At 46.0% G+C, this 13,411-nt stretch carries 14 protein-coding genes; 12 read left to right on the top strand and 2 right to left on the bottom strand.

The window, feature by feature from the left end; all coding sequences use genetic code 11:
- The first annotated feature begins 1 nt into the window (after position 1).
- The 7 genes from Q7S83_02060 to pheT all read left to right on the top strand — a co-directional run bounded on the left by Q7S83_02060 (position 2) and on the right by pheT (position 8,020).
- A complete protein-coding gene (locus Q7S83_02060; GenBank protein ID MDO8466904.1) occupies positions 2-1,051 on the top strand; it encodes a rod shape-determining protein in 1,050 nt (349 codons plus the stop codon).
- 3 nt (positions 1,052-1,054) lie between these two features.
- A complete protein-coding gene (locus Q7S83_02055; protein MDO8466903.1) occupies positions 1,055-1,660 on the top strand; it encodes a rod shape-determining protein MreC in 606 nt (201 codons plus the stop codon).
- On the top strand, positions 1,657-2,124 hold the full coding sequence (locus tag Q7S83_02050) for a hypothetical protein (GenBank protein ID MDO8466902.1): 468 nt from the start codon (positions 1,657-1,659) through the stop codon (positions 2,122-2,124). The genes Q7S83_02055 and Q7S83_02050 overlap by 4 nt, the downstream gene beginning before the upstream one ends.
- A complete protein-coding gene (gene mrdA, locus Q7S83_02045; GenBank protein MDO8466901.1) occupies positions 2,121-3,926 on the top strand; it encodes a penicillin-binding protein 2 in 1,806 nt (601 codons plus the stop codon). The genes Q7S83_02050 and mrdA overlap by 4 nt, the downstream gene beginning before the upstream one ends.
- The gene (locus Q7S83_02040; protein ID MDO8466900.1) at positions 3,926-4,912 is read left to right on the top strand and encodes an HIT domain-containing protein; all 987 of its coding nucleotides are present in this window, start codon (positions 3,926-3,928) and stop codon (positions 4,910-4,912) included. The genes mrdA and Q7S83_02040 overlap by 1 nt, the downstream gene beginning before the upstream one ends.
- 101 nt (positions 4,913-5,013) lie before the next feature.
- Positions 5,014-6,000, top strand: a complete 987-nt coding sequence (gene pheS, locus Q7S83_02035; protein MDO8466899.1) for a phenylalanine--tRNA ligase subunit alpha — start codon at positions 5,014-5,016, stop codon at positions 5,998-6,000.
- Between the two features lie 4 nt (positions 6,001-6,004).
- Positions 6,005-8,020, top strand: a complete 2,016-nt coding sequence (gene pheT, locus Q7S83_02030) for a phenylalanine--tRNA ligase subunit beta (GenBank protein MDO8466898.1) — start codon at positions 6,005-6,007, stop codon at positions 8,018-8,020.
- Positions 8,021-8,049: 29 nt separating this feature from the next.
- On the opposite strand, the gene Q7S83_02025 is transcribed toward pheT, so the two are convergent.
- Positions 8,050-8,358: a hypothetical protein gene (locus Q7S83_02025; GenBank protein MDO8466897.1), complete on the bottom strand. Its 309-nt coding sequence runs from the start codon at positions 8,356-8,358 to the stop codon at positions 8,050-8,052.
- Positions 8,359-8,430: 72 nt separating this feature from the next.
- Here Q7S83_02025 and gyrB point away from each other — a divergent pair, with 72 nt between their 5' ends.
- A complete protein-coding gene (gene gyrB, locus Q7S83_02020; GenBank protein MDO8466896.1) occupies positions 8,431-10,425 on the top strand; it encodes a DNA topoisomerase (ATP-hydrolyzing) subunit B in 1,995 nt (664 codons plus the stop codon).
- A 243-nt stretch (positions 10,426-10,668) separates the two neighbouring features.
- On the opposite strand, the gene Q7S83_02015 is transcribed toward gyrB, so the two are convergent.
- Entirely contained in the window at positions 10,669-11,013 is a 345-nt protein-coding gene (locus Q7S83_02015; GenBank protein ID MDO8466895.1) for a hypothetical protein, read from the bottom strand.
- Between the two features lie 102 nt (positions 11,014-11,115).
- On the opposite strand from Q7S83_02015, the gene secE reads away from it, so the two are divergent.
- The 4 genes from secE (at position 11,116) to Q7S83_01995 (ending at position 13,349) form a co-directional block, all read left to right on the top strand.
- On the top strand, positions 11,116-11,298 hold the full coding sequence (secE, locus tag Q7S83_02010) for a preprotein translocase subunit SecE (protein MDO8466894.1): 183 nt from the start codon (positions 11,116-11,118) through the stop codon (positions 11,296-11,298).
- Positions 11,299-11,306: 8 nt separating this feature from the next.
- On the top strand, positions 11,307-11,861 hold the full coding sequence (gene nusG, locus Q7S83_02005) for a transcription termination/antitermination protein NusG (protein MDO8466893.1): 555 nt from the start codon (positions 11,307-11,309) through the stop codon (positions 11,859-11,861).
- Positions 11,862-11,884: 23 nt separating this feature from the next.
- Positions 11,885-12,316: a 50S ribosomal protein L11 gene (rplK, locus tag Q7S83_02000; protein MDO8466892.1), complete on the top strand. Its 432-nt coding sequence runs from the start codon at positions 11,885-11,887 to the stop codon at positions 12,314-12,316.
- 463 nt (positions 12,317-12,779) lie between these two features.
- Positions 12,780-13,349 carry a deaminase gene (locus tag Q7S83_01995; protein ID MDO8466891.1) on the top strand — a complete coding sequence of 190 codons (570 nt, stop codon included), beginning with the start codon at positions 12,780-12,782 and terminating at the stop codon, positions 13,347-13,349.
- Positions 13,350-13,411 lie beyond the last annotated feature (62 nt).

The following is a 13,411-nucleotide window of genomic DNA, read 5'->3' as shown; positions in this document are numbered from 1 at the left end:
AATGAAATCCCCATTGGCCTTTTTTTCTAAAAATGTCGGTATCGATCTAGGCACGGCGAACTCGCTAGTTTATCTCGCGGGGCGGGGAATCGTGATCAACGAGCCTTCGATCACCGCAGTCAACGCGAAAACTAATCAGATCCTCGCTATCGGCGACGAAGCGCGCAAAATGATCGGCCGCACTCCGGCGCACATCAATGTAATTCGCCCGCTGGTCAATGGAGTTATCTCTGATTTTGAAATGACGCAGGAAATGCTCCGCCATTTCTTGAAGCGCTTAGGCGGCACCAGTATTTTTTACAGCTTCCAAAAAGCCGTCATCGGCGTGCCGAGCAATTTAACTGAAGTAGAAAGAAAATCCGTAGAAGACGCCGTCGTGGGCGCCGGAGTTTCCCGCGCTTATGTAATTGAAGAGCCGATCGCCGCCGCTTTGGGTGCGCGCCTGCCGATCGATGAGCCGACTGCGAATATGATCATTGATATCGGTGGCGGCACGACCGAAGTCGCTATTATTTCTATGGGTGGATCAGTGATCGCCAAGAGTTTGAAAGTAGCCGGTGATAAATTAAACGACGATATTATGCGTTTCGTGCGCGATGAATTTAAATTGGCCATTGGTGAGCCGACTGCCGAGGAGCTAAAGATCAACATCGGTTCGGCTATTCCGCAGAGCGACAAGATGGAAATGGCGGTGCGGGGCCGAGATTTGGCCAGCGGTTTGCCTAGAGAGGCGATCGTGCGGGAGACTCACGTGCGCGCGGCGATCGTGAAATCTTTGAAATCGATGCTTGAAGCGGTTAAAGAAGTCATCGAGTTGGCGCCTCCGGAATTGGCCGGCGACATTTTAAAGAAAGGAGTTTATCTTTGCGGTGGTGGAAGTTTACTGCGAGGAATGGATGCTTTGATCGCCCGCGAGTTGGGCGTGGCGGCAAATATCGTGGACGATCCGCTTACCTGCGTGGCGCGCGGCACCGGTGTAGCTGTAGAGAATTTAGCCAAGTATCAGCAAATCATAGATAACCCTCTTCGGCCGAGAGATATAAAAATTTAGTTTATGAGCAGGTTTATTTCCGCCTTAATACTCATTGGTATTGCGGCATTTTTCCTGGTAAATAATTTTTTTACAGGATTTAAAAATAACCTAGCTTCTTTGGTGGGACTGCGTCCTCTGTCTCAACCGGAGCTGGTTCAGCAGGGTAAGCGAATTGGGCTTTCCGCATTGGTTTATTCCTCTTTTCCGTTGAACTATAAACATTTAATTGCCATCAATGCGGGAGCAACTCACGGAGTCAGGGTTGGTATGCCCGTCACGCTGGAGGGGAATATTTTAATTGGCCAGATCATTGAAGTTTCAGAAGATCAGTCTTTGGTGCGGACTATCTTTGATAAAGATTGGTCTTTACCTGTGAGAATTGGAGTTATGGAGCATGATGCTCTCTTGGTTGGCGGCCAAGATCCAAAACTGACCTTGATTGATAAAGATCAGGAGATAAATATTGGTGATCAGGTTATATCAGCAAAAAAGGATTTACCTTACGGATTAAAAGTGGGAGAAGTGGCGGAGGTTAATAATTTAGTCGCCCATTCTTTCAAAGAGGCGGGATTGATTTTCCCTTATAACTCTAAAGATTTGAGGAGTGTGGTGGTTTTGTTGAAATGATTAAAAGAACTATTCTGGCCGCTACCTTGGTTCCGTTGGCCGGGCTACTGCAAAACACCGGCCTTTTTTCCGTTCTCGGAATCAAGCCCAATCTTTTACTTGCGGTTTTGGTGGCCGCTTCATTTTTCGTAACTTCTTTTCCCGTTTTTATTTTTTTAGTGGTTGAATCTATTTTGTTTCTACGCTTTGAGTCCGGTTTTCAGTTGGACTTGTTAATCTGGGTTTTTCTGCTGGCCATCTTCTATTTTATTGGCCGAGTTTTGCCTTGGCGTCAATCAGTAAATAATCTGGCTTTGGCAGCTTCTGCGATTATAATTTTTTATTTAATTGCAGACTTCGGATATCTTATTGGCGCTCCCTTGGCGGTGGGGATGGAGATTTTCTACACCTCAATTTTTAGTTTATTGTTTTATGACCTTTTACGGCAATTAGGCGATAATGAAGAGAATATATTCAAAAGATGAAGGAGTTGAACGTAGAAGATTTGTTGTTCAATGAAGAGCAACAAGAGTCGGATTATCTGGAGCGGCCGCTTTCTCGGCGGACTTTTTTATTGGTGGGCGCAGTAGTAGTTGCCCTCGCTTTGATTGCTTTTGGCCGCTCAGCCTATCTTAATGTCGCGCGCGGTTCATTTTATCAGGAGCGCGCTTTGGTGAATTTGCACAGGGAAGTGGAATTGCCGGCGCCACGAGGTATCATCAAAGATCGCTTTGGTAATCCGTTGGTAGAAAATAAAAATTCCTTCAGCGCCTTTTTGAATGTCGCTGATCTTTTAAAGAAGAACGAAGACTGGTCGGCGATGATTGGGGAGATTGCTCACGTGCTTGGCTCCGATTCGGAAGAGTTGGAGGAGTTTGTGCGTAAAGCTAATTTGGAAAAAAGAAATTTTATTCCTCTTGCGCGCAACATTAGCCGCTCTCAAACCATTTCTTTAAATAGTCTAAATTTTCCGGAAATTGAAATTACTTCCGACTATGTCCGCGAATATATTGACGGTCCGGTTTATAGTCACACGCTGGGATATGTCGGCGAGTCGGATTCTTCCAAGGATCTCGTCGGGAAAGATGGCATAGAGGCTTATTACGATTCAATTTTACGTGGTATTGATGGAAAAATGTTTATTTATCGCGATGCGTTGGGGAAAACTTTGGATAGAAAAGTCGCAGAGGCTCCGCGAGCCGGTGGAGATCTTGTGGTGACTTTAGATAGTCAGCTGCAGAAATTTTTCTATGATCGAATGAAATCTGCTCTGGCGGGCTTGGGCCGGGAAGCGGGGGTGGGAATAGCCCTAGACCCGCAGAGTGGTGAAGTGCTGGCAATGGTTAGCCTGCCGAGCTTCGATAACAATAACGTTTCTAAGTATCTTGTTGGCCGCAGTCAGCCATTATTTAACCGTGCCGTTTCGGGCACTTATACTCCGGGCTCTACAATCAAACCTTTAGTTGCCCTAGCTGCTTTACATGAGAAAATCGTGGAGCCGGATTTTCAGATTTTATCTACAGGATCAATTGAGATTCCTAATCCCTATGTTCCGGAAAATCCAAGTAGATTTTTGGATTGGAAAGCTCATGGTTGGGTTGATTTGCGTTCGGCGTTGGCGCGCTCAAGCAACGTTTATTTTTATGAATTAGGGGGTGGATTTCAGGGATTCAAGGGCTTAGGAATAGAAAGATTGCGTGGTTATTGGGAGAAGTTTTTATTGGGGCAAAAAACCGGAATAGATCTTTTGTCGGAGAGTAGCGGATTTTTGCCCGAGCCGGAAGAAAAAGAGAAACGCACCGGTCAAATCTGGCGCATCGGTGACACCTACAACGTGAGTATCGGGCAGGGCGACCTTCAGCTGACCCCGCTTCAATTAATTAATTTCATTTCCTCCATCGCCAATAACGGTAAAATTTTCCGCCCGCATCTGGTAAATAAGCAGAATGACCCCGAAGTTTTGTTTGATTACTCCGACTGGGCGTCGGAGTTGAAGGAAGTCCGGCAGGGAATGGAAGATGCAGTAAGCAAGCCATATGGCACGGCGAACATGTTGGTTTATCTGCCGATGAAGTCCGCCGGTAAAACCGGAAGTTCTCAGGTTGCCAATAATACCCGCACTAATGCTTTCTTTGTAGGTTATGCGCCGGCGGAAAATTCCGAGATTGCTGTACTGGTTCTGATAGAAAACTCCAGAGAGGGGAGTTTGAACGCCGTTCCTGTCGCGCGTGATGTAATGCAATGGTATTATGACAATAGAATTAGTAACGGAAAATCTTCACTCTAATGAAAAAATCAGAACTTAGGCAGGATATGGTATCGGGTGACTGGATTATTATGGCACCGGGGCGTTCCAAGCGCCCGCATGAATCCGCTATCCGTTTAGTGAAGCGCAGAAAAGCGTCTATTAAAGAGTGCCCGTTTGAGGATCCGCAAGCAGGAGGAAATCGTGAGCCGATTCTGACTTACCCCGAACGGAAAAAATGGCAGATTCAGGTTTTGGAAAATAAATATCCGGCAGTAGTACATCAGAAAGTTTGCGGGACCATTTCTAAGAACGGCCCATATTCAGTTTTGCCGGGAGTCGGGCATCACGATTTGATAATTACCAGAGATCATCATAAAAATTTCGCGAAGCTTTCCAAAGAAGATGCCAATCAGGTCTTTCAGGTATTCCGTGACCGCTACTTGATGCTCTACGGCGATCCCTGCATCGCTTACACGCTTATTTTCCACAATTGGGGTCCGACCGCCGGCGCTTCGGTTTATCACCCGCATTATCAATTGTTGGCGATGCCAATTGTTCCGCCGGATGTAAATCACTCTCTGCAGGGATCTGCCCGATATTACAAAGAAAATAAAAAATGCGTTCATTGCGAAATGATAGCTTGGGAAACAAAGGATAAAAAAAGAATTGTTTTTGAAAACAAGGGAGCGATTGCTTTTACGCCGTTCGTATCCCGTCTGCCGTTTGAGGTGCGTATTTTCCCGAAAAAACATCTGCCGAATTTTGAAAATTCTTATGACGAAGACATCGCTTACGTGGTTGAGGCTTTGCAGACAGTTCTAAAAAGACTGGAGCATAAACTTAAAGATCCGGATTATAATTTTTTCATTCACACCGCTCCGATTAAAGACAAGAAAAAATATGGCCACTACCATTGGCATATTGAGGTGTATCCGAAGGTCTCTATTCGGGCGGCCTTTGAACAAGGCTCCGGAGTTGAGCTAAATTCCGTTGACCCCAACGACGCCGCTAAGTTTTTAAGATAGGGGTTAGGGAATAGGCAATAGTGAATAGTAAATAGGGCCAGATAGGGCAATTTAGCGTTAAAATTAGCCTTAACAGAGCCCTTTTGCTATAATTGTAGGCAATGGACATATCTAAGCTAAAGAGTGCTTTTGCGAAAGATATTAAGGCGGTAAAAGACGTTAAGGGCCTTGAGGACCTCAAGGTTCAATATCTTGGCCGGAAGGATGGCGAGTTGAATAGAGTTTTGAAATCTTTGAAGGATTTGTCACTTGCCCAGAAACAAAAAGTTGGCCCTGCTGCCAACGCTTTGCGTATGGAGATTGAATCAGCGTTAGAAAAAAAATTGGCGGAGCTGGCGAAAAAATCAGCGCCAACGATTGCGAAAGTAGATGTCAGCTTGCCCGGAAAAAAGATGCCGGTGGGTCATTTGCATCCGCTCACACAGATCGAAAATAAGATTAAAGAAATTTTCTTGGGCTTAAATTTTTCCGTGGTGGAAGGACCGGAGGCGGAAACTGAATATTATAATTTCGATGCTTTGAATATCCCCGCCAATCATCCCGCGCGCGATATGTGGGACACTTTTTGGCTTGGGCAGAAAGAGAACTTGGGGAAAATGCTGATGCGCACACATACCAGCCCGATGCAGATCCGCTATATGGAAAAGAATCAGCCGCCTTTTCAAATTATCGTGCCGGGTAGAGTTTTTCGTTTTGAGGCGACCGATGCTTCTCATGAAATCAATTTCCATCAAGTAGAAGGCTTAATGATCGGTGAAAATGTGAATTTGGCGAATTTTAAATATGTAATCGAGCAATTCTTTAAAAAATTCTTCGGGCGTGAAGCTAAAATCCGCTTCCGGCCTAGTTATTTCCCGTTCGTGGAGCCGGGTTTGGAGGTAGATGTGGAATTCAACGGCAAGTGGTTGGAGGTGATGGGAGCCGGAATGGTGCATCCTTCGGTTCTGGATAAAGTGAAGCTTGATCCAAAAAAATATCAGGGCTTTGCTTTCGGATTCGGGCTGGAGCGATTGGCGATGATTAAATATAAAATTCCTGATATCCGGATGTTTTATTCCGGCGATTTAAGATTTATAAATCAATTCTAACGGAATGAAATTCTCATATAGTTTACTCAAACAACTGGCGCCGAAAATTTCCTCCAAAGAAGCTTTAATAGAAAAGCTGAATTTTCATGCCTTTGAAGCGGAAGATGTGCCAACCGTGCTTCAGGGATTGCCTGGGCAGGGCGGCGCTTCTGATACATTGGAAATTTCCATTCCCGCGAATCGCTATTCCGACGCCTCCTCCCACTGGGGAATCGCGCGGATGGGCGCGGCGCTTTTTGGCGGCAGCTTAGTGGATATATCGGCTGGGCGTGATCCGAAAGCAGAATTAAAAAATCCCGCTGTCGAAATATCAATTTCTTCTAAGAAAGCCTGTAGCCGCTACATCGGGCGATATTTGGAAGTTCCGGCTGTAAAATCTTCTCCCGAGTGGCTAAGAAATATTTTGATGGCCTGCGGTCAGCGCCCGATTAATTCGGTGGTAGACGTGATGAATTACGTGATGCTTGAAACCGGCCAGCCTCTACACGCTTTCGACGCCGATTTAGTGAAGGGTCCGATTGAAGTCCGGATGGCGCAAGAAGGGGAGACGATTCGCACCATCGACGGCGCCGACCACAAGTTGAATTCTAGCCATCTCGTTATTGCTGATTCTCAGGGCCCGCTGGCGATTGCCGGAATAAAAGGAGGGAAGCGCGCGGAAGTCAGCCAAGACACTAGGAAAATTATTGTGGAGGCTGCCAGCTTCGACGGTCCTTCAATTTATAAGACTGCCAGAGATTTGAATTTATTTACTGATGCTTCCGGCCGATTTTCTCACGGTCTGTCGCCTATGCTTGCCGAAGTAGCGATGAAGAGAGCTACGGTTTTGTTGAAAGACGAAACGAAGGCAAAAATTGGTGAACTGACAGATGTAAATTATTCCAAGAACCCGAAGCGTCTGCTGAAATTTGATATCAAACGTTTCAATCAGCTGACCGGATTGTCGCTGGAAGAAAAGGCGGCTTTGGGGTATCTGAAAAAACTCGGCTTCAAGATTACCGGCCGATTTGTGGAAATTCCCGCTTGGCGGAATGATGTTTCGATTTTTGAGGATTTAGTTGAAGAAGTTGTGAATCTCTATGGTTACCAGAAGCTTGAATCCCAAGCCCCGCACGTTCCAATTAAGGCGGCGCACAAAGAAGAGAATATTGTATTAAAAGATAAATTACGCGGAGTTTTGCAGGGTTTTGGTTTGAGTGAGGTTTATAACCATACCTTTCTATCTAGGCAAGATCTGACTAAATACGCCGATCCGAAGTGGTGGGGCGCGCCGGCGTTGCTGAATCCTGTGAGCGCCGATTTCCAATATTTGCGTCCTGATTTAACTGTGGCTCTGATAAAAAATGTGGAAGACAACTTCCGATTCTTTGATTCCGTGAGGATTTTTGAAGTCGGAAAAGTGTTTACCGAAAAAGAGGGGATTTTTAAAGAAGAGGCAATGTTGGGGGTGGCGCTGGCTTCAAAATCGGAAAATCCGATTCTGGAATTGAAGGGCCTGCTTGATGAATTACTGAAGTCTGTTGGCCTTACCGATTTCTTTTTCCGTGACCTTGATTGGGATTTGAAGCACTTAGAGCAGGATCGTGGATTGCGCGTTGAAGCCAATCATGAGGTACTCGGTTATTTGGGAATTCCGCGTGGTTCCGAAGGAACGGCAGTAGCGGAGATTTTCTTGGATAAGCTTTTGAAATTAGTAGAGGAGGAAAAAGAATATGAGCCGCTTTCTAAATATCCTTCGGTGGATAGGGATATTTCGGTATTCGTGAATCAGGAAACTCGCGTGGATAAACTGATGGAGGCGATGGAAAATGCCGCTCCACAATTTTTAGACGACGTGGATCTTATCGATTACTATGATCCTTCGGTAGAAAACAAGAACACTAAGAAAGATCACAAGAGCTTAACTTTCCGGTTGGTTTTCCAAGCCGACGACCACACTCTCACCGACGAAGAAGTGAATGCTGAAATGGTAAAAATTACTTCTGTACTTGAAGAGAAATTCGGAGCGGAGATACGTTAAACAAAAAAGAGGCCTAAGGCCTCTTTTAGTTATTTCATTCCGTTCATTTGCTTGAACCAGATATCGTAGATTTCTTTCTCTTGTGGAGTGAGATCCGGCCGAGGCCTGGAAACGGTTACTGTCACCTCGAACTTATTGTCGTCGGGGTTTGGCTGCAGCTTCATGCTGGCCAGCCAATCTACCCAGAAACCGAAAGAATTAATTTCTTTTTTGATTGCGCCAACGCGTTGAATTGCCGCATTGCACTCCGGTCCATCTTTACCGAGCCATTTTTCCAGCAAACCATGCATCTCCTCGCTTAATTTCAAGGCTTTTTCCTCGTTTTCGCTGAGGCTCATAATTGCTCCCAAAAGGTACTGTTTTTATACTATTCTTTTCCCCATAATTTTGCTATAATCTATGTATTGCTTATGGCGAAAAAAGAGGAAAAAGAACCAAAAAGTGAGATCCGAAAAACCGAAGTGAAGGACGAGAAGCTTTCCCTTAAGGACTCAAATAAGCCCGGCTCTTATACCGCGAAAGACATCTACGTTTTGGAGGGTTTGGACCCTGTCAGGAAGCGCCCGGGTATGTATATCGGCACGACTGATCTCGCCGGTTTGCATCATTTGATCTGGGAAGTCGTGGATAACTCTTTTGATGAAGCCATGGCCGGATATGCGAAAAATATCCGAATCGAATTGTTGCCTCAAAACCGTATCTCGGTAGTGGACGACGGCCGCGGTATTCCGGTAGAAGTTCACCCGCAAACGAAAAAATCCACATTGGAAACTGTGATGACCACCTTGCACGCTGGTGGTAAATTCGGCGGCGAGTCTTATAAAGTGTCAGGCGGTTTGCATGGTGTGGGTGTTTCCGTAGTGTGCGCGTTATCCAGCTGGATGCAGGTGGAAGTAAACCGCGATGGAGGAGTCTACACGCAGGAATATAAGCAGGGCAAGCCGCAATATAAAGTAAAAAAAATCGGCAGTTCTAAAACCACCGGTACCAAAGTTACTTTTGAGCCCGACCCGTTAATCTTTCCGGCCGCCACAGGAAAAGATAATCCATTTGATAGAAAGCGTATTCTTGACCATCTTCGCCAGCAGGCCTTCTTGACCAAGGGCATCCGTTTGGAAGTGGTGGATTTGCGGAATGAAAAAGATGAGCAGTTCCACTCCTTTTATTTCGACGGTGGCCTTCTTTCCTTCATTAAATATTTGAGTAAAGGAGAAAAACCGTTGCAGGAAACTCCTTTTTATATCCAAAAAGATTCCGAGAACGTTGAGGTGGAGGTGGCTTTCATTTACAACAGTGAGATGGAAATTCAGGAGTTGAGCTTCGCCAACAATATCTACACTCCCGACGGTGGTATGCATCTCACCGGTTTCCGCTCGGCTCTTACCCGCTCGCTCAACGATTACGCCCGCTCTGGAGAATACATTCGCAAAGATGATGAGAATTTCACCGGTGATGATGTGCGTGAAGGTTTGATTGCGATTGTTTCTGTGAAGCTTCGCGAGCCTCAATTTGAAGGTCAGACCAAGGCTCGCTTAGGCAACACCGAAGCTCGCACGGCTGTGGAAATTGTGACCGGTGAAGCTTTGAAGGATTTCTTGGAGCGCTATAGCGCGGACGCCCGCCGTGTAATTGAGCGTTGTATGCTCGCCGCCAAGGCGCGTAAGGCCGCGAAAGCTGCTAAGGATACCGTTTTGCGTAAGGGTGTCCTCGAAGGACTGACCCTGCCGGGTAAATTGGCTGATTGCAGCTCGAGGAATCCGGAAGATTCAGAAATGTTTATCGTTGAGGGAGACTCTGCCGGTGGAAGCGCCAAGCAAGGCCGCGACCGCCGCACGCAAGCTATCTTGCCGTTGAAGGGCAAGATTTTGAACGTGGAAAAATCCCGTATTGATAAAATGTTGCTCAACAAAGAAATTAAATCTTTGGTGATTGCTCTCGGTACCGCCATTGCTGAATCTTTCGATCTCACAAAGCTTCGCTATCACAAAATCGTACTGATGACTGATGCCGACGTGGACGGCTCTCACATCCGCACGCTTCTGCTCACGCTTTTCTACCGTCATTTCTTGCCGATTATTGAAGGCGGGTATTTGTATATCGCCCAGCCGCCGTTGTATCACGTGCAGAAGGGGAAAGAGGTGAAATATATTTATAAGCAGGCCGAGATGGATAAGTTGCCGAAAGAGGGTCTTAACGTCCAGCGGTACAAGGGTCTTGGAGAAATGAACCCGGAACAGCTTTGGGAAACCACGATGAATCCCGCTAATCGTACTTTATTGAAGGTGGTGATTGACGACGCCAAAGAAGCGGACCGTCTGTTTGATATTCTTTTAGGCGAAGAAGTTGAGCCGCGTAAGCAATTTATTCAGAGCCGGGCTAAGTACGTAAAGAATTTGGATATTTAACGAGGCAGACATCTCTTCCCTCAACCCGCTTCATTCGCTCCTGCGGCGAACTCCGCTTGGCGCTCGCGCTAATCGGGTTTTTGTTAAAGATATATTATACAAAAACCTCCAAAGCCGATTAAGCTCGCTCGGGTTTCGGGGAAGAAATGTCTGCCTCGATTAAATTATTAGGTGGTAGTTGGCCAAGTATGTAGCGCGATGCGCTTTTTAATAAAAAACCGCCCGCGACAGAGTCGGGGCGATTTATTTTATTCCGTTGGCATTGAGAATTTCTAAGATCTTTTTTGCGGCATCTTTCCTAAGTTCCTCGAGATTAATCTTTTCGAAACTCACCAGCGCATCGATTTCTTTTATGTATATCGCCATTAGGAGGCGATTAATTTCCGCATGCCAATCCCGGGTTTTATTGGGGCGGGTGAACCGATCGTGTAGATGCTTATTGCCGGACATAGCTTCTGCGAGGCCGGTTGGGGCAAGAACGTTTCTTTCGACGTTCATCGGCGAGCCACAAACTCCGCAAGTGGCTGTCGCCATAGTTCCTGGGAGAGGATTGCAGCTGCCGTCATTCCCGTACCAGTCAATGTTCATAGCCGTTCCTATTTTTGGTGCTGGCGTTATTGTAGCATAATTAAGCCTATATTGTCAGTCTGACGTTGACTTTTTCTTAATCGTGATATAGAATAGGTATTAATGTTTAGTAAGGTTACAGCTTTTTGGCAGGAGGCCAGACAGGAGTTCACAAGGGTTAATTGGCCCACTTTTTCAGAAACAATGCGGCTAACGATGATCGTAGTGGTTTTTTCGGTTGCCATAGCAATGTTTTTGGGAGTTTTGGACACCGCGTTCGCTTATCTGCTTAGCCAAATTATTTAATAATAAAAATGGATAAGGTAGAAACTAAAAAAGAAAGGGAGTGGTTTGCCGTACACACTTATTCGGGCTACGAAGATGCCGTAGCGCGCTACTTAACGCAACGCGTGGAGTCTTTGGCTATGGGAGACAAGATTTTTAACATTATCGTTCCGAAAGAGAAGATGATTAAGATTAAGAACGGCAAGCGTCGCGCCGTGGAGGAAAAAATTTATCCCGGTTACGTTCTGGTGGAAATGATTCTCACCGAAGACACTTGGTATGTCGTGCGCAACACGCCACGTGTTACCGGTTTCGTGGGTCCGGACAGTACCAAGCCGACCCCTCTTTCTAAAGACGAGATTGAATCTTTGTTGAAGCGAATCAGCGGCGGAGAGGAGGAAGTAAAGTTCAAAGTAGAGTTGCAGGTGGGTGAGTCTGTCAAAATCACCGATGGTCCTTTCAAGGACTACGACGCTAAGGTGGCGGAGGTTGATGAGGAAAAGGGCAAAGTTAAGGTGCTGGTGGCAATTTTCGGACGCGACACCGTGGTAGAGCTTGATTCCTTGCAGGTTCAAAAGTTATAAGCTATAATCTCTTTACTTAATTTATGGCAGGAAAACCAGTTAAAACAGTATTAAAGTTACAGATTGAGGCCGGTAAGGCCAACCCAGCGCCGCCGATCGGCCCGGCTTTAGGTCAGCACGGCGTAAACATTCAGGACTTCTGCAAGAAGTTCAACGACGCCACAAAGGAAATGATTGGCGACGTAGTCCCGGCGGAAATTACGATTTATGAAGATCGTAGCTTTGATTTCAAATTGAAGACTCCTCCGGCTTCCGCTTTGTTGAAGAAAGCTGCCGGCATTGAAAAAGGCTCTGGTGATCCGCTGAAAACCAAAGTTGGTAAAGTTACCAAAGCTGACTTGCGGGCGATTGCCGAGCGCAAAATGATTGACTTGAATGCTTATGATGTGGAGGCGGCAATGAAAATTATCGCCGGTACTGCTAAGAATATGGGCATCGAGGTAATAGAGAAATAAACTTTCTGGCTTATCGGTCAACTGCCTCCTCGGAAACAGAATTGGCCCCTAATTCCACATATCGCATCAATTTGGCGGAGTTAATTTTGAATAGATTCGCGACCACGAGGATGCAGACATAGACTCTATGTCTAATCCGAGTAACAAAGAAGCTATTCAAAATTAACCCGCCCTTCGGGAAGCTAAAAAATGGCCAATTTCTTTGTTCGTTCGCCTAGCTTTACGCTTGTAAAGCTGTGGCTCACTTCGCGAACTTGCCTCATTTTTTAGCTTCCAAATTAGATGGAATATGTGGAAATAGGGGCCCACAGTCTCCTGCGGGCTGTTTTTCTTCTCCCTCGACGATTTTTCGTTTGTATTAACAAACAAACCAATCAAAATCGTCTCCGGCATGTTCCTTAGAGGCAGCTGCCCTGCGCCAAAAAGTTTTAAAAGAGTGAATGGTTTGGTAGTATAGGAAGTAATGGATTCTTTGAGCCATAAACCCAATTGGGACGAAACTTTCTTGGTGCAGGCTTGGTGGCTTTCCAATCGCGGCTCTTGCGATCGGCTACGCACCGCCTGTGTTTTGGTAAATAAAGATAAGCACGTAGTCGGCACGGGATATAATGGGTCCGTGTCGGGATTGGAGACTTGCGACGAAGCGGGGCATCTTTTGGAGAATAACCATTGCGTGCGCACTTTGCATGGTGAGGTGAACGCAGTTTTAAATACCGTGCGGGAAGATTTACGCGGAGCAACCGCTTACATAGTGGGCACGCCCTGCGTGGACTGTTCGAAGGTATTAATGCAAAAGGGAATTACGAGGGTGGTTACTGCCGGCACCTATTCCAACGCAAAAGCTCGTGAAGCAACAATGCAAATGTTTGCGCAGAAGGGAGTGAAGTTTGAAGAATGGCCAGGCGGAGCAGAGGCAATCTTAAAAGTACTAGGCCGCGGAATAAAACGTTCCCGTGGCTCGGGTGGATTGTTTAAAGACTTACCGCACGATAAATTTGGTGAGCATTTGGCCCCTCCCTCAAATTTGGTTTAGCCGTTGCTATCTCGATTTTGTTTTGTTATTTTTAAGGCAGAACTTCGATTACTTCGGAGGCT

It is taken from the genome of bacterium, assembly GCA_030646995.1.
Taxonomy (GTDB): domain Bacteria; phylum Patescibacteriota; class Minisyncoccia; order UBA6257; family WO2-44-18; genus JAUSKF01.
Note: the sequence above shows the minus strand (reverse complement) of the source record. Positions and strands in the feature narration are given on the sequence as shown.

What these genes read in the sequence shown, in the direction of transcription:
- Q7S83_02060 (MDO8466904.1), top strand. Translation starts at nt 2, where the DNA reads ATGAAATCCCCATTGGCCTTTTTTTCTAAAAATGTCGGTATCGATCTA.
- Q7S83_02055 (MDO8466903.1), top strand. Translation starts at nt 1,055, where the DNA reads ATGAGCAGGTTTATTTCCGCCTTAATACTCATTGGTATTGCGGCATTT.
- Q7S83_02050 (MDO8466902.1), top strand. Translation starts at nt 1,657, where the DNA reads ATGATTAAAAGAACTATTCTGGCCGCTACCTTGGTTCCGTTGGCCGGG.
- mrdA (MDO8466901.1), top strand. Translation starts at nt 2,121, where the DNA reads ATGAAGGAGTTGAACGTAGAAGATTTGTTGTTCAATGAAGAGCAACAA.
- Q7S83_02040 (MDO8466900.1), top strand. Translation starts at nt 3,926, where the DNA reads ATGAAAAAATCAGAACTTAGGCAGGATATGGTATCGGGTGACTGGATT.
- pheS (MDO8466899.1), top strand. Translation starts at nt 5,014, where the DNA reads ATGGACATATCTAAGCTAAAGAGTGCTTTTGCGAAAGATATTAAGGCG.
- pheT (MDO8466898.1), top strand. Translation starts at nt 6,005, where the DNA reads ATGAAATTCTCATATAGTTTACTCAAACAACTGGCGCCGAAAATTTCC.
- Q7S83_02025 (MDO8466897.1), bottom strand. Translation starts at nt 8,358, where the DNA reads ATGAGCCTCAGCGAAAACGAGGAAAAAGCCTTGAAATTAAGCGAGGAG.
- gyrB (MDO8466896.1), top strand. Translation starts at nt 8,431, where the DNA reads ATGGCGAAAAAAGAGGAAAAAGAACCAAAAAGTGAGATCCGAAAAACC.
- Q7S83_02015 (MDO8466895.1), bottom strand. Translation starts at nt 11,013, where the DNA reads ATGAACATTGACTGGTACGGGAATGACGGCAGCTGCAATCCTCTCCCA.
- secE (MDO8466894.1), top strand. Translation starts at nt 11,116, where the DNA reads ATGTTTAGTAAGGTTACAGCTTTTTGGCAGGAGGCCAGACAGGAGTTC.
- nusG (MDO8466893.1), top strand. Translation starts at nt 11,307, where the DNA reads ATGGATAAGGTAGAAACTAAAAAAGAAAGGGAGTGGTTTGCCGTACAC.
- rplK (MDO8466892.1), top strand. Translation starts at nt 11,885, where the DNA reads ATGGCAGGAAAACCAGTTAAAACAGTATTAAAGTTACAGATTGAGGCC.
- Q7S83_01995 (MDO8466891.1), top strand. Translation starts at nt 12,780, where the DNA reads ATGGATTCTTTGAGCCATAAACCCAATTGGGACGAAACTTTCTTGGTG.